Here is a 20782-nt window from a genome sequence, read left to right on the forward strand (position 1 = left end):
AATGAGAGCAATAACTTTAGCCAGTGTATTGGTGCTTTTCTTTGGAGCAGCTAATGCCCAACACCTGAAAAGCGATAAAGGGCACGAAAAGAACCCTTATTATTCCAATACAGATACCAAAAAACTGAACGTGACCGATGCGGAGTGGAAAAAGATATTGCCACCTGCCCTATACGCTACCGCGAGGGAGCAAGCCACTGAGGCCCCATTTACCGGCCAGTATTGGGATAAAAATGCCAAAGGAACTTACTATTGCGCCGTATGCGGCAATGAACTGTTCCGGTCTGACGCTAAATTCGCCAGCAATTGCGGTTGGCCAAGCTTTTACCAGGCTGTACGTAAAAACAGTGTGATTTACAGGGAAGATAATTCAGTTGGTATGCAGCGTACGGAAGTGCTTTGCGCCCGTTGTGGCTCGCATCTGGGGCATATATTTGATGATGGCCCCGCGCCAACCTATAAAAGATATTGCATGAACTCCGTTTCGCTTGATTTTGCTCCGGATGGATTGAAAGCGAAATAGAATAGAAGATTAGAATCAAGAAAATAAGAGTCAAGAATCAAGACAGGAGAAAAGCAATCTGCTATTAATTTTTCTTCTTGATTCCTGACTCTTATTTTCTTGCCTCTCTCTTACTTTATCAGTATCCCCGCTTCTTTAAAGCCACTAAGATCTGTTGTAGATGGATCTTTTTCGGTAACAATAACATCAATGGCATTAGCCGCGCATACATAGTAAGGATCGGATGCTCCTATTTTATCGTAGGTAGATAAGGCAATAACATATTTTGACGTCTCGATCATGGCCCTGTCTACCAGGCTTTCCTGGTAAGTAAAGCCGGTTAATCCCAGCTTCAGATCAATGCTGCAAATACCCATCAGGCACACATCGGCCCTGAAATTGCGGATAGCCTCAATGGTTTCATGTCCCGTAGTTGAGTAAGCATGCTTATTGAGCTCGCCGCCAATAAAAAAAACAGTAACATGTGGATAGTCTTCTAAAATAGATACTACCGGGAAGCTGTTGGTCACAACGGTTAGGTTAATGTCCCTGGGTAAAGCGGCAATAACGGCTGTAGTGGTAGTACCCCCGTTAAGAATGATAACCTGCCCCGGTTTTATAAATTCTAAAGCTTTTTGCGCTATTACTTTTTTATGATGTGTATCAATATGCTGACGTTCCTTAAAATGTGGATGCACCGGTGAGCCGATAATCGCCCCACCGCGAACGGCTTTCAGCAACCCCTTGTCTGATAGTTCTTTGATATCTCTTCTAACCGTATCTGTAGACACATTGAGCAAGCGACTCAGATCGTCCAATACAACTTTGTTGTCCTGTGCAATCTGTTCAATTATTTTTTGAAGACGTTCTTCTTTCAGCATAAAAACAAATATAAGAATAAAATATTCATTGCAGATTATTGCAATAAGTTCACATTAATTTAGCAATTAATTGAAATATATTGCATAATATTGCAATGTGAAATCTATTTGATCCTGCAAACAACAATAAAACATGAAAAAACTGAAAAGAATTGCCGTTGACATGGACGGTGTTTTGGCAGATACCGATGCACATTATTTAACCTGGTACTATAATACCTATGGCGTGCAGATCCCCTATGAACAAATGGTAGGTAAACCCGAAGGCGAAGGTTTTCCGGAAGAAGGCGCTATCCGGAAATTTATATTGTCGCCAGGCTTTTTTCGTACCCTGCCCGTGATAACTGGCGCGGTTGAAGCCATAAAGGAATTGATGGAAGATTTTGAAATTTTTATTGTATCGGCAGCTATGGAATTTCCGCTATCACTACCCGAAAAATATGAATGGCTGCAGGAACACTTCCCATTTATACCCTGGACCCATATTGTTTTTTGCGGCGATAAAAGTTTGATTAATACCGATTATATGATCGACGATCATCCTAAAAACCTGGATAAATTTAAAGGGACAACTATGATGTTTAACGCCGCGCATAATGCAAATATCACCCATCACCAGCGCGTAAGATCATGGACAGAAGTATTGGCTTTATTTAAAAATGAAAAGGATCTGATACCTGAAGTATAAACAGGCAGGTCATTGACATTTGTGAGAAGTCGTAGTGTTGTACAATCTGGGCCTTTAAGAAACCCATAAAGCCACTCCATATGAACTAAGCGGCTTTATGGTTTAACATTACTCAGCCTTATTCGGCATCATATATAACTACTTTTTCAAAGTAAGCTCGGAATCCATCCAAAAAAGCCAGGTGTAATGGATGAACCTGGTAAACATCGTGTCCCGCCAGATCATCAAAAAATACAGTTAAGCTAAAGGTATAGGTAGTGTCTATAACCGCACGCTCAATAGGAGCAGGTGTGCCAATATGCAATGTTTTAATGCTTTCAACGCCTTCTAAGGTTTCCAGGCTTTTGCGAAATGCAGTTTTTTGATCGGCAGTGGTGTCGGCTTTTAGCCAGAATAAAACGTGGTGTACTATCATTGTTTGAATTTTTCCAAATGTAATGAATAGACGTTTTCATTATTATGGGATTTATAAAATTCGTAAAGCAGATTATTTAACCCAGACTTAAGCTAAAATCCAAACAGATAAAGCACCTTTGTATCCATAATTATTGTGCAATGCAAAGAAGATCGGCCCTTAAAAATATCGGGGGACTACTGTTGGTCCCTTCCTTAACGCTTGGTAATACATCATCAAAAAACAAACCCGTTTTAAGGATAGCCCACCTAACCGATATTCACCTTAAAAATAAATTCGACGCTCCTGCCCGATTTGCTAAATGCCTGCATCACGTACAACAGCAAACACCAAAAGTCGACCTGATATTAAATGGTGGCGACATTGTGTTTGATATGAATAAAGAAAACATCAGCACCATAAATGATCAATGGCAGCTAAGCAAATCGATCATGAAGGCTGATTGCAGCATACCGGTGCGCTATTGCCTGGGCAACCACGACATTTGGTGGAACGAGGACGATAAGGGGCAGGCTATTTACGGCAAGAAATATTCCATGGATCAGCTTGGTCTGGTTAAACCATATTACAGTTTTGTGCAAAGTGGATGGAAATTCATTATCCTGGATAGCGTTCACCTCGATATTGACAATACCTGGTATATTGGCAAACTGGGCGACGAGCAATTTGCCTGGTTGGAGCAGGAATTGAAAACCACTGATCCATCCACACCGGTATTGGTCATGACGCATATCCCTATCCTGACAGCCACTAACCTGATCGAAGATAACACCGTAAACAGATGGGTAATGTACGGTGGTGATATGCATACAGACAATGCAAAGATCATCAGCTTGTTTTATAAACACCCCAATGTTAAACTTTGCCTGAGCGGGCATATTCACCTGCGCGAAAAGCTAGTGTACAATCATGTTACCTACCTTTGCAACGGCGCAGTATGCGGTGCCTGGTGGGAAGGCAACAGAAGAGAAACCGCCCCCGGCTATGGTCTGATAGACCTGTATGCCGACGGCAGCTTTACCGAAGATTATATCAATTATTAAAGCAGCTTTTTAACCGCTGCTGTTAACATACCAGTAGCGGTTTCCAATTCCTTTGGCGTTAAAGCTGCAAAACCTAATCGTACCGACGGGGAGATGTAAGTTGCGTCATGAAAATAACCGGTTCCATTGCCTACAGATAACCCCATAGCTGCAGCCTTTTCGGCCACTTCATTGGCTTTAATGCCGTTGAGATAATTTATCCAAATGGCAAAACCGCCATCGGGTATCTTAAAGCTAATATGTTCATGAAGCTGCTCATGGAGTAGTTTGCAAAGTATATCGCGCCGTTCATGATAGGTTTTGTTGGCTTTTTTTAAGTGCCTGTTAATATCGCCATTCTTTAGCAGGTTGGCCATGGCTTCTTCTAAAAGCAGTTCGCCCTGCCTGTCAATCAGTTTACGCAAGCGGGCAGCCTGCACAATCAAATTGGGTGGGGCCACCATAAAACCAATGCGGATACCCGGTGCTATGGTTTTACAAAACGAGCCGATATAAATGATGCTTCCATAATAATCGGCGCTGGCGAGTGGCAATATAGGGCCGCTTGAATAATGAAAATCATAATCATAGTCATCTTCAATAATCGCGAAACGGTATTTATGGGCAAGCTCAAGCAGCTGCATCCGTCGCTCGGAACTTAAAGTAACCGTGGTTGGGCGGTGATGGTGCGGAATTACATATACAATTTTTACTTTTTTCTTTTTGCAGATGGTTTCTACAGCCTCCAGGTCTATCCCATGATCGTCAACCGGCACGAGTGCCATTTGGGCTCCGGCTTGTTGAAATGTGTGGTTTGCTTCCGGATATCCCGGATCGGCGGCAATTACTGTGTCGTTTTTGGAGAGTAATATTTGGGCGACAAGATATATGGCCATTTGTGATCCCTTGGTAATAATGATATGCTCTGGATTAACCTGTAATCCGCGTGTTTCACCCAAAAAGCGTGCAAGCTCAATCCGTAGGTTTTCGGAGCCATACTCCGACCCGTACATCCAATATTTTGAAGTAAAGTGATAATTGCCAAAGCGCCTGTATTCACGTACCATCAGCTCGATGGGCGCTAAACGCGTATCCGGAAAGCCATCATTGAATATCAGGTGGGCATTATTAACAGGCTGAAATAGCTGTGGAAAAGGTATCTTATTGTCATCTACATCGAAATAAGTTTTTGTGCTGTAACCACTTGGTTCCGGAGATTCGGATAATGGCCGAGCTTTGATGTCGGGAAGGTTTTTGGCTACAAAAATACCTCTGCGCGGATAAACGTCAACCCAGCTTTGCGCATACAGCTCATCATAAGCAGCTACCACGGTTTGGCGATGTATAGCTAGTTTTTGTGCCAACACACGGCTGCCCGGCAAAGGTGATCCCGGTTTTAACTTGCCCTGGCGTATCTGGTTAATAATACCGTTGGCAATTTGGAGATAAACCGGCGTTTGAGCAGTTTTGTCAATAGGTATTAAAATTTCGGTTAAAAGCATACTGGACTAGTTGATTGATGGTTTATGAACTATAAATATAGACCAATGCCTTTTTAGTTGATTATAATAAAAACAAAATTTGTACATTAAACCACATAAATGACGGCAGAACTTAAAGCTTTTATAAAACAATACGCAGATCTTGACCAGGATAAGCTGGATGCTGTTACTCAAAAGTTTAAACAGCGCAGCCTGAAAAAAAATGATTTTTTGCTGGAGGAAGGCTGGGTATGTACCGACCTTGTTTTTGTACAGGAGGGCTGCCTGCGGCTGTATTATGTGCAGGATGAGGTGGAAATATCGGTGTGGTTTGCTTTTGAACACTCGTCAGCTATTGAGATGTATAGTTTTATTAGCGAAAAGCCATCCAATTATTTCCTACAGGCTATTGAAGATTCCGTAATATGGTATCTGCCTAAAAAAGAACTGACCAATTTGTATAAGCGATACCCTGAAATGCAGGAAATGATGCGTAATTTTTGGGAGGATGTGATCCTTAATCTGCTGGAGCGATTTACTGCTCTGCAACGGGATTCGGCTGAGCAACGATATCTCGACCTGTTGACCAAACCAACCTTTCTGCAAAAAATACCCCAAAAGTACCTCGCTTCATTTATTGGCGTTACGCCAACCTCCCTGAGCCGGATAAGAAAGCATATTCGCTAACGCTACTGGACTAGCTTTCTTGTAATTAGTGGACTATTAAAATGGTCCACTGGCTGCGTAATTTTAATTGTTATTTAAAACACAAATGTTATGCAACTGATTCAAAATTTCAAACTACCCTCCCTTTATCTGCGCGTAGCCATTGGCTCGGCTTATTTATGGGAAGTTGCCGATAGGTTAGGAATATTGGGAGCCAACGGCAAGCCGCATGTGGGCTGGGGCGACTGGCAGCATTTTATAACCTATGCCCGCCAGGTAATGAGCTTTTTGCCCGCATCGCTGATTCCTGCTTTTGCTACTATAGCCACGATTGGCGAAGCCACTTTTGGGCTGTTGATTCTTGTAGGTTTATTTACCCGTTTGGCAGCCATTGGTTCGGGGATTTTGGGACTGTGCTTTGCTATAGCTATGGCCATATCATTTGGTATCGAATCACCGCTGGGTTATTCGGTATTTACGCTGAGCGCCGCGAGTATCCTACTGGCCACCTTACCATCCTATGCCTGGAGCATCGACAGCCTGTTATCACATCAAAAAATTAATAAACAATTGAATATTTACCAGGATAAAAACGGTGTGGAAACCGTTTGATCCATCAATTTTATAGAAATGAAAACACTATTTATCACCATATTGACTCTTTTGTCACCATATTTCGGCAAGTTAAATGCACCAAAGCATACGCACCGGAAAATACAGAGCAACATAACTGAAACTTATCTTCTCAAGACATTGCTAAATCAGCCTGGCATCAATAATAAGGAAGTGCAGATGCTGGTAGTGACCTTTCCGCCCGCAAGTGTATCTCCGGCACACAGGCACCCTTTTCCAACCTTTGGCTATTTGCTGGAAGGTGAGCTGGAATCAACTTTTGAGGGTAAAACCTATCATTATAAACCCGGCGATTCATTTTACGAAAAACCTAATGGCCTGCATGCCGTAACCAGAAATAGTAGCAAGGATAAACCTGCAAAGCTGCTCGTATTCTTTATTGCCGAAAAAAATAAAGCTACTACTGTACCCGTAAAAACGAAATAACATGAAAACTGCAACATCAAATAAACCATCAACCCTTTTAGTGGTAATAGCCTTTGCCATTGTTTATGTGGTATGGGGTTCCACCTACTTTTTTATACAAATGGCCGTACATGGCTTTCCACCTATGCTGATGGGGGCTGTACGCTTCTTTACTGCCGGTGTATTGTTATTAGCCTGGTGTAGATTAAAAGGTGACAAGCTTTGGATTAAAAGAGATATTGTTACTTCAACTATCAGCGGCCTACTGATGCTTTTTGTTGGTACCGGTATCGTATTCTGGGCCGAACGCACCTTGCCAAGCGCCATGGTAGCTATCCTGGTATCGGCCAACCCTATCTGGTTTGTGATTCTCGACAGGGTAAACTGGAAGGCTAATTTCAAAAGCCGCACTACCATAGCCGGGCTTGTACTGGGTTTCGCCGGCGTGATATTGCTATTTGGCGAGGCTATCAGTAAATCGTTATCCGGTGCTATAAGTCAGGAACAGTTAACTGGTTTGATCCTGTTGTTGGCCGGACCGATTGCCTGGTCGGCGGGCTCACTGGTTTCTAAAAAACGGGGCAGCGATGCTCCGGCACGGGTAAACACTTCATGGCAAATGATCATCTCTGGTCTGGCCTTTATCCCTGCCAGTTTGTTTAACCATGAGCTTGGTTCATTTCATTTGGCCAGTGTGCCTTTACAATCGTGGCTGGCTATTGTCTACCTAATCTTCTTTGGTTCCATTGCCGCATTCAGCGCTTATGTATGGTTACTAAAAGTTCGCCCGGCAACAGAAGTAAGTACCCACTCCTATGTAAACCCGGTTATAGCGGTGTTATTAGGTATTTTGTTTGCCCATGAAAACATATCGGCCTTGCAAATATTTGGCCTGGTGGTTATACTAATTAGTGTGTTGTTGGTGAATCTAACCAAATATGGCAAAATCACCTTTATACGCCAATGGTTTGGATTGGGCAGGCATAATGATAAATTAGTAGAACATTTGAGCCCCGCCCAGCGTAATACTGTTTGTCTGGATTAATTCATAATAACCTAAAAAACAATCACTTGAATATGAAAAAAATCAACATCATTTACTGGGTCTTCACCGGTTTATTACTGGCTTTTATGGGGATAGGCGCCGTTCCCGATCTTTTATCAATGCCCGAAGCCCTGGCCATATTTAAGCAGCTGGGTTATCCGGCATACTTGTCGCCTTTTATGGGGGCGGTTAAACTACTGGGTGTGATAGCTATTTTAATCCCGGGCTTTCCACGGATTAAAGAGTGGGTTTACGCGGGTTTTGTTTTTGACCTTACCGGTGCCACATTCTCCTCACTGGCTATTGGAACTCCGGTGTTGAAGGTATCGCCTATGTTAATTGGTTATGCTTTGATCATCGGGTCATACATTTATCATCACAAAAGGCTAAAAGCCAAACAAGTTTAATTTTTTGAGAACATGTGCTGGTTAGTAGGTGTTCTCAAAATTAATAAGCCATTGGTTGCCATATTTATCAACCAAATCGCCAAATAAGGCACCCCAGAAAGTATCTTCCAGGGGGTGGGTAGCTTCACCATTGGCGGATAAACGGGTATAATATTCACGGGCTTCCTCTTCAGTGTTACAGTTTAACAATAAGGATACCGAGTTGCCTTTGATCAATCCATTTTCGGGTACCATATCTGAGGCAGTAAGTACCATAGCACCTTTAATGAGTGTGGAATGTACTACACAGTTTTCCATGCAGGGGGGCATTGGTTCGTTAAGCGGTAAGGCCAGTTCGCCAACAGTTTGAAACGTGAGCTCACCGCCAAGACATTCTTTATAAAAGGTCATTGCCTCCAGGCAATTGCCGTTAAAGGTGAGGTATGAATTGATATTTGCCATGTCGATAGGCCTTTAATATGTACGGATTAATTGACGATACAAAAATGCGTGTTACAACGCAATTTAATGAGGGCCTAATACGACAATTGTGAGGGTAAATACGACAAAAAAGAGAATCAGGAGATAAGAGCCAAGAATCAAGACAAACCATTTCTTTTCGTTAATCCATATCAGGGCGAAATATATTTTTTCTCTTGATTCTTGGCTCTTATCTCTTGATTCTATTCACTAATTAATAACAGCTCCCTGCTTTAACTCATCGCCGGGATGATTAATGACCTGGTCGCCGGCTTTTAGATTACCAAATACCTCGGTTGAGTCATTTCTGGCTAAACCTTCTTTGATATCAACCAATACGGCTTTCCCTTGTTTAACGGTAACCACATACTCGCGTTCTGTAGACCGTACAATAGCGTTGTTTGGAACTAATAACGATTTGGCGCCTGAAAGCATTGGAATCCTTACTTCGGCATACATGCCTGGTTTCAGCTGCCCGTTTTTATTTTGCACATCAATTTCAATAGCTTCTGAGCGCATACTGCCCAATGAATTGGCTGAGCGACTTATTTTGGCGATTTGCTCGTTGCCCGGCATAGCATTAAATACAAATGTAACAGGTTGCTGCAGATCTACCTTATCCACATAATCTTCGGGGATAAATACCTCTAAACGCATTTTGCTGATATCCTGGAGGATCAACATCGGTTGATCGGTACCTTTGCCCGGTGATACCAATGCTCCGGGAGATACGTTACGCTGTACGATCATACCATCAAACGGCGCGCGGATATTCAGATAATCCTGTATCGTGCGTACCGAAGCCACATTGGATTGTTCTGACCGGGCCATGGCCTCATCGGCTTTCATTTTGGCCGAGGCATTATCCAAATCAAGCGGGGATACCGAGCCGGGTTCTTTGGCGGCTTCTTTTAGTCGCTGATATTTTTCTTTACTGGCAATGGCGTTTTCCTGGGCCTGTAAAAAGCGGGAATTGGCCGCTTGTAATTGCGATTCCATTTCGGGAGCTTCCAGTGTCATCAACAATTGTCCTTTTTTTACAATGGCACCACGGTCAACGTATAATTGTTTTACAAAACCATTCACCTTCGGAAAAATATTTACTTCATTAAATGGCTTTAATTGCCCTGGCAAGCGGGCTTTGCTCGAAAGTGCTTTTTCGGTTATAATACCGGTTTCGTAAGCCGATTTTTTGCTGGTGGAGGCAGCTGCCATATTTACCGGCGTTTGGTTACTGGAGCAAGCTGCCAGCATACTGGTGGCAGCAGCTAATAATATGATTGATTTAAATTTCATGATCTTATGCTGTTAAGGTTTCTTCTTCTGTTATTTCGGCTGATTGCTCAGTAGGTTCATCGGGCATTAGTGATGGCGAATCGTAGGTGGTTTTGTTTTGTACCCAGGCAAATACCTGCGGTAAAATAAACAGGGCTGCCAATGTAGAGGCAAACAAACCGCCTATTACTGCTCTACCTAATGGTGCCGACTGTTCACCGGCTTCACCCATGCCCGAGGCCATTGGTATCATACCCGCAATCATGGCTAAGCTGGTCATCAATATGGGACGCAAACGGATAGATGCGCTGGTGATGGCTGCTTTGGTAGCATCACGATAGTCCAACCGCAGCTTTTCGGCATTGGTCACTATCAGGATGGCGTTGGCTACGGATACCCCGGTTGACATGATCATACCCATGTATGATTGCAAATTCAATGTTGACCCGGTAGCCAGCAGCATCAGTAATGAACCCAATATTACCGCGGGTATGGTAGATAGTACCGTTAACGATACCTTGAACGATTGGTAATTAGCGGCCAGCAGCAGGAATATCACCAGGATGGCGACGCCCAAACCATTCTGCAAACTACTCAGTGTTTCGGTAAGCAGATTAGCCATACCATTCTGTGAGGCTATCAAACCTTTAGGCGGTGCACCCAGGGAGTTAATGGCCTTTTGCACATCGGTAGTAGCCGTACCCAAATCCTTTTTATAGATATTGGCGCTGATGGTTACAAAGCGGCGTGGGCCGCTACGGTCATATTCGCCCGGTACGTAGCTGGTAGTGAATGTGGCAATATCACTTAGTACAGGACTGCTTTGGCCCTTTACCAGTGGTATTTCCTTCAGCTGATCCATGGTGTTCATCACATATTCCGGAATTTGTACCTGCACCTGGTAGGTATACGCTCCTTTTTCATCCAGCCAAAGATTTTTATCCGTAAAGCGGCTTGATGAGGTACTGGCCGTAACCGAACGGGCAATATCCTTGATGTTTAAGCCCAGTTGTGCAGCCTTCAGCCTGTCGAGGGTAATCTTAATCACCGGGAATTTCAGCGGCTGGGCAATCTGCACATCGCGCAGATAACTGATACCTTTAAGTTTATCTACCACTTTGTTGGCATAACCTTCAATCTGTGCCATATCTTTACCGGCCACCTGCACCTCAATAGGCGATGATGCACCCTGGCTCATGATCTTCTCGGTCATGTCAATCGGTTCAAAGGTTATCCGGAGTTCGGGTAGTTTGTAATGGATGTTTTTACGCAGGGCATCTTTCAGCTCATCCATGTTCACCTTGTACTTTTCGTCCAGGTTTACCTGCAATACGGCTTCCTGCGTACCGGTGTTAAATACATACAGGTTGCTGGTTCCATATGCGGTAGGCACTAGCCCGATATAGCCCGATGTGATTTCCACATGGTTATTCACCGTTTGGTTAATGATCTGCAATACCTGTTTAAAGGCGTCCTCAGTGCGTTCCAGCCGGGTACCATCGGGTTCTTTGAGGCGGATCTGGAACTGGCCGTTATTGATCTTCGGCATCATGTCTTTACCGATAAATACGAAGCATAAACCAGCCAGAATAATCACACTAAAAAGATACACCAGTACAATGCCCTTTTTACGCGGCATGCTTCTGTTAAGCACACCGATAAGCCATAACTTGATGCGCTCAAACAGATCATTCTCTTCCGGATGTTTTTGCTCATTGGCAAGGTGTTTTTTTACCTGACCTTCTTCTTGGTTATCCAAGGCTTCGCCGGCATGGGCATGAATATCTTCATGATGATAATGCTGGTAACGCTCGGCCTTAATAAGCCAGTTGCTCAAGATAGGTACCACGGTTTGCGCCAGTACATACGACACAATCATGGTTAAACCGATGGATAGTGATAACGGTAAAAACATGGCCTTAGGCACACCGGTCATCATAAACGATGGTGCGAATACAGCCAGGATACAAAGCAATATTAGCAGCAAGGGAAAAGAGATCTCTTCGCAGGCATCGTAAATAGCCAGGCGTTTGGATTTGCCCATCTCCAGGTGCTGGTGGATATTTTCGATGGTTACCGTGGCCTGGTCGACGAGGATGCCTATGGCTAATGCCAGTCCGCTCAGGGTCATGATATTGATGGTTTGGCCAAACATGCTTAGCAGCAATACCCCTATCAGGATAGACACCGGGATGGTGATCACCACGATGAGGCTGCTTCGCCAGTCGCGCAGAAACAGGAGTACCATTAAACCGGTAAGCAAGGCTCCTAGGCCACCTTCGGTCATTAAACTTTTTACAGCGTTCACCACAAACACCGACTGGTCAAACTCGTAGCTCAGTTTTACATCGTCGGGTAGCAGGCTCTGCATTTCGGGCAGTTTGCTTTTGAGGTCTTGCACTACGGTCCAGGTGGAGGCATCGGCGGTTTTAACGACCGGGATGTATACCGAGCGTTTGCCGTTGATGAGGGCATAATCCACCGTAACATCGGCCGCATCGGCTACGCGGGCCACATCCTTTACAAAAATGGGCACACCGTTTTGGGTTTTTACAGGGATATCGCCAAAATTATCCGGGTTTTTAATCAACGTGTTCATGGTGGTCAGGAACATGGTATTATCCAGCCGGAGGTTACCCGAGGGCGATGTTACGTTAAACTTGGCCAGCGCGTCAACCACTTCGTCGGGTGTTAAGTTGTAACTGCGCAGTTTATCCGGATCAAGATTTATGGTGATGGAACGTGCATTGGCGCCAAATGGCGGCGATGGCGACAAACCGGGAACAGTAGCAAACATGGGGCGAATCTTGGTAGCCGCCATATCATAAATATCCTTTAAACTGCGTGTCGGGCTCGAGAATACCAGCTGGCCAACAGGTAGTGATGAGGCATCAAACCTAACCACCTGCGGCGGCAATGCACCAGGAGGGAAAAAGCTGGATGCCCTGTTTACCTGCAGCGCTACCTGTGCCGAAGCTTCGGCCATGTTGGTGCTTTCGTAAAACGACAATTTAATAAGGGTTAAACCCTGTATATTTTTACTGGTGATGCTTTTGATACCATTGATATACAGGAATTGATCCTGGAACTTGGTAGAGAAAAAGCCTTCCATTTGCTGTGGCGACATACCGCCGTAGGCTTCGATAACGTATATGGTGGGCAGGTTGAGCTGCGGAAATATATCTATCGGTATTTTTACTGCGCTGAGCACTGAAAATATCAGTAAACTCATGGTAACCACTATGGTAGTGATGGGCCTTTTGAGCGCGGAGGTGACCATTGACATAGTTAAATTATTTTAAAAGGTTTAAAACAGTATTGACCTGATTTTCTGTAACGGCTTTCTGGAACAACGCGCCTGAATAAGCGAATTTGGCTTGTGCCAGGTCTGTTTCGGCCCGGTAAAGGATATTAAGTGCAGCATTGAGCTCAATAATATCGGTTAATCCGCTTTTATATAGTGACAACTTTTGGCGATATCCGTCATTAGCGGCTTTTAACTGCCGCGGAATTTCCTGTAAGCGCTGCCTGGCGGTTTCCAGTTCTACATCGGCCTGGTTGGCGCTGATAGATAATAATTGCCTTTGCTCAGACAGCTTTTGCAAACTGTAATCTGTGGTAGCCTTTTGGGTACGCAGTTTCAACTGGCGGCGACGGATATCAAACAAATTATAGGTTACACCGATGCCCACCAGGTAATTGCTGCGATCGATACCCCAGCCGCTTGACAAGCTGTTAAAATGATCATTAGCATCGATGCTTGAGCCCCGGCCCCAGGCCGCAGCTTCCAGCAATATCTTGGGGTTATAGCTTTTTTTCACCATACTCTCGCGCTGCAGGCTGTTTTGATATACCGACCTGTAATAGTTGATCACAGGATGATTAACTGTATCCGGGTTTAAGGATTGTACAACTGTCGATTGTCCGATCAACATCATCTCGGCTGTAGTATCCGGAACGATGGATTGGTACGGCAAACCGCTAACCGATGAAAGCTGCAATTGCACCTGCTTTTGCTGGTTCACCAGCTCAATGTAGTTTAGCCTGGCTTTTGACAGCTCGGCTTCCGAAATACTGGTATCAACACCTGCCCTCACACCACTTTTAGCCAGTGATTGTATGGAGTGAAGGATCTCGGCATTGCGCTGTATGTTGAGCGACTGTATACCCAGCAGATCATGCAGGCGCAGCAGTTGCAAATAGTTGCCAATGGTATAGGCCCGTAACTGGTATCGGGAGTTGGCAAATTGATTTTGCTCCACCTGGATATCAGAATTGGCTACTTTGTTTTGGGCTCCGTAGGATCCGAAGTTATAAATCTCCCAATCGAGCGCGGCTACACCTACGGTTGCCGATACGGCCGATGTATTGCTTTCGGCTCGTACTTTAGAGTCGGTTGGGATAATGCCAAACCCAAAATACGGACCAGCCACATTATTGTTGGTGCCTATGTCTGATTGATAACTGAGCCGCAGGTTAGGCAGCCAGTTACTATGTGTTTCGGCAGCCTGTGTACGGCGTATTTTGATAGCTGCGGAGTCGGTAAGCAGCGTGGGGGCATTTTGATCAACCCGGTTGAGCAGCGTTTTTAAGCTGACCGCCGCCGGATCATTGTTTTGCTGTGCATAAGTATTTATCCCCATGAGCAGGCCCACGGCAATAAGTACGGTTATTTTTAAACTTTGCATATAAGTTTCTGAAATGAACTTATACCGGTATGTATACTTAAGCTTTTTGAAGATGCTTTTAAAGCACAATCATTATGGCAGAAAATAATAGTAAATACCGGTAAATGATAGATAAACTAATTTGAATATTGGATGGAGCATAAGCTCAGGGCCTGAGCAGGCCTCATCAACTCAAATTTTAAAAGTGCAGAAGGACAAATAGGAATATTGTGAATCGGTAACTGACCAATTAATTGTAAGTAAATGTTGGGGATTGAACTTCCAAAGGCGTTGTGCAAACAGAAGTAGTATAAAGCTACCCACAACCATATTTAACAGATCAATAGCTGATTTTTTATCGTTCATGATAAACTTATCGGTACGCTGAAAAAAGTTGACATGGGAAAGGCTGGTCACAATGGTTTCGGTTTTCCTTTTAAAAATGGAATTATGACTTACAGCCGCCTCGGGCACCGGCGCTGTTAAACGGGGTAAAAAAAAGATGTGCGATACGGCAATAAAAGTATAACAGGCAGCTATGAATAGCACTTGCAATTTTTTAATGATATCTGAACGGCTTTGTTTCACGCAGGTAACAATTTATACAACAAAGTTCAAAAAAATCAAATTGTTTTTATGCAAAGATATTGTTGCAAAATGAAGTACTGATGAACTTAATGTAAAACAGTTGCGATAGGCTGATATAACAGTTGCCCGTGAAGACACGGGCAACTGTAAATGATTTGCTTGAATAATATTATTGTTTTGTAGCCCAGGCATTCATTTTTGCTTCAAATACAGCAAGTGGCATAGCGCCATCTTTCAGTACCTGGTTATGAAACTCGGCCAGGTTGAATTTGCTGCCCATCTGTTTTTCGTATTTGGTACGAAGCTCGCGTATTTTAAGCGCCCCTATTTTATAACCCAATGCCTGGCCCGGAATGGCCATATAGCGCTCAATTTCGGCAGTAGCGCCTTGTTCGCTAATGGCTTCGTTATCCATCATATACTTAATGGCTTGCTCGCGGGTCATGTTTTTGGTATGTATGGCCACATCAACTACTAAGCGGATGGCGCGGTGTATCTCATCGCCCAGTGCACCCATGTATTGATAAGGATCGGTATACAGGCCAAGCTCTTTACCTAATGATTCACAGTATAGCGCCCATCCTTCTACATAAGCATTTTCACCGGCATCAAACCTGCGGAATTTAGGTAGTGAGGTGTTTTCCTGCGTCAGAGAGATCTGGTAATGATGACCCGGAATAGCCTCATGCAGGAATAATGACTCCATGCCCGAAGTAATGTTAAATTTAGTGGCGTCCAGTATCGGCACATAAAATATACCAGGTCTGCTGCCATCTGCCGATCCTGCATTATATTCGGCACTGGCCGATGCTGCCCGGAAAGCCTCCGTTTGCCTGATCTCGAAAGGCGTTTTAGGTACATGATTAAACATTTTTTTTAGGTTAGGCTCCATTCGTTTGTGGATGTTTTCAAACGCGTTCAAAACCTCTTTTGGCGTTTTATAAGGCGTAAACCTGGGGTCGGTTTTCATGTATTCAAAAAACGCCTGCAGATCGCCTTTAAAACCAACGCTGGTTTTGATGCTATCCATAATGGTGCGTATGCGGCTTACCTCTTTTAGTCCGGTTTGGTAAATTTCTTCGGGTGTTTTGTCGGTAGTGGTTTGTTGCTTTACCAGGTATGCATATTTGGCGACGCCATCAGGCAACGCAGAATAACCTGAGGTTGTGCGGGCATGTGGCAAGTATTCCGTTTTTAAATAATCGGACAGCTTTTTATAAGTGGGCGAAATAACGGTTGTGATGGCTCTCGTATAAGCTTCGGTAAGCTGTTTTTTATCCGCATCGGAAAAATCTTTAGGTAGATTAGTGATCGGCCCATAAAATAAGCTTTTGGTAGGGTCGGCAACTACGAGGTCTTGTAGTTCGGGGATGGTTTTTACAACCAATGCTTTCGGTAAAACCACACCCGCTTTGATGCCTTTGTTAAAATTGCTGATGGCAGTATCGGCCCATACCGAAAACGCTGAAACGCGCTTCAACCAGTCGTTATAATCCTTAACTGTTTTAAACGGTTGTGAACCCGAACCCGAGCCTAACTGCCCTATAGCAAGGGGTAAAGCACTAAACTGGTTAAAAGGCATGTATTCGAAATGGTGCTTAAATCCATCCAATGCCAGCTGCGCCTCGTAAGTAAAAATATCATATGAAAGCTGATCGGCCTCGCTCAGATCTTCGCGATTAAAGTGTTTTACCTGGGCCAGGTAGTTGGTATAAAAAGCCTGGGCTTTGGTCAAAAACTCCACCGAACCATCGTTAGGCAGCTGATCATTATAGCGATTATCGCCAATATTGGTGGCATTAAGCGGATACAGCTTTAACGATTCTTCAAAGTAATTGTCAAATACTTTAGCCAGTTCCGGATTGTCGGTTTTGGAGGAGCTGGTTGTTTTGGGCTGATTGCAGGCAGCTAAAATAGCTGCGGCAAAAATGTAGAGGACGGTTTTCTTCATCTTTAGTTAGTAGTTAATGAGTAAAACTACTCAAATGAAAATAAAGTGGGCTATGCGTGAATCACCTTTTGTAGAAAGACATAGTTTTTCAAAACTAAGTCTTGTTTAAACCAAGTTGTTTAATAATGATACCGGCACTGAAGTATAAAAACAGATCCATCATCTACCTTATAAACTAAACGATGTTCAAGATTGATCCGGCGCGACCACCAGCCTGCTAAATTATGCTTCAGGGGTTCGGGTTTACCACTGCCCTCATGCGGATTGCGTTCTATTTCTTTAATTAAAGCATTTATTTTTTTTAAGGTGGCCTTATCTGTAATTTGCCAGTACAGATAGTCTTCCCATGCAGGGCTCAGAAAAACTATTCTCACTCCTCAATAAGTTTTTTTTCCTGGCCTAAACCTTTTTCATATTCTTCGATGCCTTTTAAAAGCCTGGATGCATTAGCCGGATTTTTAAGTAGGTAAAAAGTTTCTTCCATACTTTCATAATCTGTTTTTGAAATAACTACAACATCGTCGCCATTAACACTGGTTACCACCAATGGCTTATGATCATTGCGAACCTTATCTAAGAAAGATTTGAGGTGTTGTCTGAAAGATGTATAGGTTGTAATTTCCATCGTTGTCTTTTATATCAAGATATATTATATATAAAGATATAAAAACAAAACAACATGTACAAAATATTGTACATGTTGTTTTGAAAGATGTTAATCAAAAAATTACTTTATTCCCATTTCCTTTTTCAAAAACTGACCGGTAAAGCTGTTTTTTACTTTACACAGACCTTCGGGTGTGCCGGAGAACAGGATATTTCCACCTCCCGACCCACCTTCAGGCCCCAGATCGATCACATGGTCAACCACCTTGATCACATCCAAATTATGCTCAATTACCAGTACGGTATTGCCTTTGTCAACCAGTTGGTATAGTACGCCTAGCAGCACATTGATATCCTCAAAGTGCAGGCCGGTGGTTGGCTCATCCAGTATGTAGAAAGTGTTGCCGGTATCTTTTTTGGATAGCTCGGTAGCCAGTTTAACCCGCTGTGCCTCACCGCCTGATAAGGTGGTTGATGCCTGGCCGAGGGTAATGTATCCTAACCCTACATCATACAAGGTTTTTACCTTGCGGTAGATAGATGGGATGTGTTCAAAAAACGGTGTAGCATCCTCAATGCTCATGTCCAATACATCACTGATGGATTTACCACGGTAGCGTACTTCCAGCGTTTCGCGGTTGTAACGGCGACCACCACATTCTTCGCAAGGTACCTGTACATCAGGCAAAAAGTTCATCTCGATCACTTTCATACCGGCACCCTGGCAGGTTTCGCAACGTCCACCTTTTACGTTGAACGAAAAACGACCAGGTTTGTAACCCCTGATCCGTGATTCGGGCAGGGCCACATACAGGTTACGGATATCCGAGAACACGCCAGTATAAGTAGCGGGATTGGAGCGTGGTGTACGACCAATAGGTGTTTGATCTATCTCGATCACCTTGTCGATATTTTCAAGCCCCTCAATTTTTTCATAAGGCAAAGGCTGTTTTTTGGCCCTGAAAAAATGATGGTTTAATATAGGATACAAAGTTTCGGTAATTAAGCTTGATTTACCACTGCCCGACACTCCGGTGACCCCGATGAGCTTACCCAGTGGAAAATCAACCGATACCTTTTTGAGGTTATGGCCGGTGGCTTTTTTCAGGCTCATTGTTTTGCCGTTACCTTCCCTGCGTTTTTCGGGGATAGCAATGGAGCGCTCACCATTAATATAGCTGGTGGTTAAGGTATGCTCGGCCATAAGTTGCGCCGGGGTTCCCTGGGCTACTATCTGCCCGCCATGTACGCCGGCTGCCGGTCCCATATCAATCACGTGATCGGCTTCCAGTATCATGTCCTTATCGTGCTCTACCACCAATACAGTGTTGCCCAGGTCGCGCAGGTTTTTAAGTGCGTTAATCAATCGTTCGTTGTCACGCTGATGCAAGCCGATGCTGGGTTCATCCAGAATGTACATGACATTCATCAGCTGCGAACCTATCTGCGTGGCCAAGCGGATACGCTGCGCTTCGCCGCCTGATAAGGTTTTGGCGGTACGATCAAGCGTTAAATAGCTCAACCCAACATCCAACAGGAACACGATACGCGCGCGGATCTCTTTCAGGATTTCCTTGGCTATTACATTCTGACGATCGGTAAGCCGGTCTTCCAGGTTGGTGAACCATTCCTGTAGGGTACGAATATCCATGCAAGCCAGCTCAAATATATTTTTATTATCGACCTTAAAATGCAGCGATTCTTTCTTGAGTCGGGCACCATCACAAACCGGGCAGGTTTTCAGCACACGATAATTTTCCATATCGTCCATGCCTTCGTCGCCGCGGCGTTCCTGCTGCTCTTCCAGCATACGCACAATACCATCAAAAGTGATCTGGTAGCTTTGTACGTTCCATTTATTGTACTCCACAGCAACGGTGATCATATCCGGCGATCCGTTCAGGATGATATCCTTTTGCTCTGGTGTCAGTTTATCGATCGGGGTCGATAGCGAAAATTCATACTTTTTAGCCAGCGACTTCAACACCTGGAATATCCAGGTTTCACGATATTCACCAATGGGTGCAAGGCCTCCGTTCATGATGCTCAGTTTAGGGTTGGGGATAACCGAAGCTTCATCAACCTCAAAAATATAACCTAAACCATTACACTTTTCGCAGGCGCCATAAGGCGAGTTAAAGGAGAAAGTGTTGGGTTGAGGTTCATCATACGAAATGCCCGATACAGGGTCCATCAAATACTTGCTATAATAAGCAACGTTGTTATCCTTATCGCCCACGCGAATGATGCCTTTGGCAATTTTAAGAGCAGTTTGTACCGAAGTGTATAAACGCTTGCTATCCTTGTCAGACACCACCAGGCGGTCAACCACAATATCAATATCGTGTATCTTGTAACGGTCAACCTGCATTTTGGGTTCCACATCGGCCATGGCGCCATCTATCCATACTTTGAGGTAGCCCTGTTTGCGTATCGATTCAAAAAGCTCGCGGTAATGACCTTTACGTGCCTTTACTACCGGCGCCAGGATATTTACCGGCTGCCCGTCGAATTTTTCGGTAATGGTTTTCAGGATCTGGTCTTCGCTCATGCGCTCCATCTTCTCGCCGGTGGTGTAGGAGTAAGCCTCGCCGGTACGGGCAAAAAGCAAACGCATAAAATCGTAGATCTCGGTAATAGTACCCACTGTCGACCGCGGATTTTTACTGGTGGTTTTTTGCTCAATGGCAATAACCGGACTCAGGCCCGATACTTTATCCACATCGGGACGTTCCATACCGCCCATAAACTGGCGCGAGTAGGCCGAAAATGTTTCCATATAACGGCGCTGCCCTTCGGCATAAATGGTATCAAAAGCCAGTGATGATTTGCCGCTGCCGCTCAATCCGGTGATCACCACCAGCTTGTTGCGCGGAAAAGAAACATCGATATTTTTTAAATTATGTACCCTGGCGCCATAAACTTCAACTTCGCTTTGTTCGCCCAGGTCAACGGTTATTTCGTTCATATATCTTATTGGTACCAAATTTATTAAACCCGGGTAAACGGGTTTACTTTTAAAAGCCGATGTAAGATAAGACCTTTAAAAGAAATTGCTAAAAAATTAAGCAAAGATACGGAAAATTGACGT

Annotated in this window: 20 protein-coding genes; 8 read left to right on the forward strand and 12 right to left on the reverse strand. The window is 44.1% G+C overall.

Going from position 1 to position 20782, the window contains the following annotated elements; translation table 11 throughout:
* Position 1: 1 nt before the first annotated feature.
* Entirely contained in the window at positions 2-523 is a 522-nt protein-coding gene (gene msrB, locus BW976_RS06175) for a peptide-methionine (R)-S-oxide reductase MsrB (RefSeq protein WP_076371469.1), read from the forward strand.
* Positions 524-633: 110 nt separating this feature from the next.
* On the opposite strand, the gene BW976_RS06180 is transcribed toward msrB, so the two are convergent.
* On the reverse strand, positions 634-1383 hold the full coding sequence (locus tag BW976_RS06180) for a DeoR/GlpR family DNA-binding transcription regulator (RefSeq protein WP_076371471.1): 750 nt from the start codon (positions 1381-1383) through the stop codon (positions 634-636).
* Between the two features lie 133 nt (positions 1384-1516).
* Between BW976_RS06180 and BW976_RS06185 the strand changes: the two genes are divergently transcribed.
* Entirely contained in the window at positions 1517-2071 is a 555-nt protein-coding gene (locus BW976_RS06185) for a 5' nucleotidase, NT5C type (protein ID WP_076371473.1), read from the forward strand.
* 118 nt (positions 2072-2189) lie between these two features.
* Here BW976_RS06185 and BW976_RS06190 read toward each other — a convergent pair whose 3' ends face one another.
* A complete protein-coding gene (locus tag BW976_RS06190) occupies positions 2190-2486 on the reverse strand; it encodes a Dabb family protein (RefSeq protein WP_076371475.1) in 297 nt (98 codons plus the stop codon).
* A 140-nt stretch (positions 2487-2626) separates the two neighbouring features.
* Between BW976_RS06190 and BW976_RS06195 the strand changes: the two genes are divergently transcribed.
* Complete coding sequence (locus tag BW976_RS06195) at positions 2627-3529, forward strand: metallophosphoesterase family protein (protein ID WP_076371477.1); 903 nt, start codon at positions 2627-2629, stop codon at positions 3527-3529.
* Here the strand turns inward: BW976_RS06195 and pdxR are convergent.
* The gene (gene pdxR / locus BW976_RS06200) at positions 3526-5010 is read right to left on the reverse strand and encodes a MocR-like pyridoxine biosynthesis transcription factor PdxR (RefSeq protein WP_076371479.1); all 1485 of its coding nucleotides are present in this window, start codon (positions 5008-5010) and stop codon (positions 3526-3528) included. The genes BW976_RS06195 and pdxR overlap by 4 nt on opposite strands.
* A 99-nt stretch (positions 5011-5109) precedes the next feature.
* On the opposite strand from pdxR, the gene BW976_RS06205 reads away from it, so the two are divergent.
* From BW976_RS06205 to BW976_RS06225, 5 genes are all read left to right on the forward strand, one after another.
* Complete coding sequence (locus tag BW976_RS06205) at positions 5110-5676, forward strand: Crp/Fnr family transcriptional regulator (RefSeq protein WP_076371481.1); 567 nt, start codon at positions 5110-5112, stop codon at positions 5674-5676.
* Between the two features lie 90 nt (positions 5677-5766).
* Positions 5767-6267, forward strand: a complete 501-nt coding sequence (locus BW976_RS06210) for a DoxX family protein (protein ID WP_076371483.1) — start codon at positions 5767-5769, stop codon at positions 6265-6267.
* Between the two features lie 18 nt (positions 6268-6285).
* Positions 6286-6714 carry a cupin domain-containing protein gene (locus BW976_RS06215; protein WP_084192085.1) on the forward strand — a complete coding sequence of 143 codons (429 nt, stop codon included), beginning with the start codon at positions 6286-6288 and terminating at the stop codon, positions 6712-6714.
* A 1-nt stretch (position 6715) separates the two neighbouring features.
* Positions 6716-7738 carry an EamA family transporter gene (locus tag BW976_RS06220; RefSeq protein ID WP_076371485.1) on the forward strand — a complete coding sequence of 341 codons (1023 nt, stop codon included), beginning with the start codon at positions 6716-6718 and terminating at the stop codon, positions 7736-7738.
* Positions 7739-7770: 32 nt separating this feature from the next.
* The gene (locus tag BW976_RS06225; RefSeq protein WP_076371487.1) at positions 7771-8145 is read left to right on the forward strand and encodes a DoxX family protein; all 375 of its coding nucleotides are present in this window, start codon (positions 7771-7773) and stop codon (positions 8143-8145) included.
* Between the two features lie 21 nt (positions 8146-8166).
* On the opposite strand, the gene BW976_RS06230 is transcribed toward BW976_RS06225, so the two are convergent.
* The 9 genes from BW976_RS06230 to uvrA all read right to left on the reverse strand — a co-directional run bounded on the left by BW976_RS06230 (position 8167) and on the right by uvrA (position 20659).
* Positions 8167-8586 (reverse strand): VOC family protein, encoded by a 420-nt coding sequence (locus BW976_RS06230; protein ID WP_076371489.1) that lies wholly within the window; start codon positions 8584-8586, stop codon positions 8167-8169.
* 228 nt (positions 8587-8814) lie between these two features.
* Positions 8815-9900, reverse strand: a complete 1086-nt coding sequence (locus BW976_RS06235; protein WP_076371491.1) for an efflux RND transporter periplasmic adaptor subunit — start codon at positions 9898-9900, stop codon at positions 8815-8817.
* 4 nt (positions 9901-9904) lie between these two features.
* A complete protein-coding gene (locus BW976_RS06240) occupies positions 9905-13165 on the reverse strand; it encodes an efflux RND transporter permease subunit (RefSeq protein WP_076371493.1) in 3261 nt (1086 codons plus the stop codon).
* A gap of 7 nt (positions 13166-13172) precedes the next feature.
* Positions 13173-14567 carry a TolC family protein gene (locus BW976_RS06245; protein WP_076371901.1) on the reverse strand — a complete coding sequence of 465 codons (1395 nt, stop codon included), beginning with the start codon at positions 14565-14567 and terminating at the stop codon, positions 13173-13175.
* Between the two features lie 171 nt (positions 14568-14738).
* The gene (locus BW976_RS06250) at positions 14739-15134 is read right to left on the reverse strand and encodes a hypothetical protein (RefSeq protein ID WP_076371495.1); all 396 of its coding nucleotides are present in this window, start codon (positions 15132-15134) and stop codon (positions 14739-14741) included.
* Positions 15135-15303: 169 nt separating this feature from the next.
* A complete protein-coding gene (locus tag BW976_RS06255) occupies positions 15304-17085 on the reverse strand; it encodes a DUF885 domain-containing protein (RefSeq protein ID WP_076371497.1) in 1782 nt (593 codons plus the stop codon).
* 119 nt (positions 17086-17204) lie between these two features.
* Positions 17205-17459 (reverse strand): Txe/YoeB family addiction module toxin, encoded by a 255-nt coding sequence (locus tag BW976_RS06260; protein ID WP_076371499.1) that lies wholly within the window; start codon positions 17457-17459, stop codon positions 17205-17207.
* Positions 17456-17710: a type II toxin-antitoxin system Phd/YefM family antitoxin gene (locus tag BW976_RS06265; RefSeq protein WP_076371501.1), complete on the reverse strand. Its 255-nt coding sequence runs from the start codon at positions 17708-17710 to the stop codon at positions 17456-17458. The genes BW976_RS06260 and BW976_RS06265 overlap by 4 nt, the downstream gene beginning before the upstream one ends.
* A 102-nt stretch (positions 17711-17812) precedes the next feature.
* On the reverse strand, positions 17813-20659 hold the full coding sequence (gene uvrA, locus BW976_RS06270) for an excinuclease ABC subunit UvrA (protein WP_076371503.1): 2847 nt from the start codon (positions 20657-20659) through the stop codon (positions 17813-17815).
* Positions 20660-20782 lie beyond the last annotated feature (123 nt).

This window comes from Mucilaginibacter lappiensis (genome assembly GCF_900155965.1).
Taxonomy (GTDB): domain Bacteria; phylum Bacteroidota; class Bacteroidia; order Sphingobacteriales; family Sphingobacteriaceae; genus Mucilaginibacter; species Mucilaginibacter lappiensis.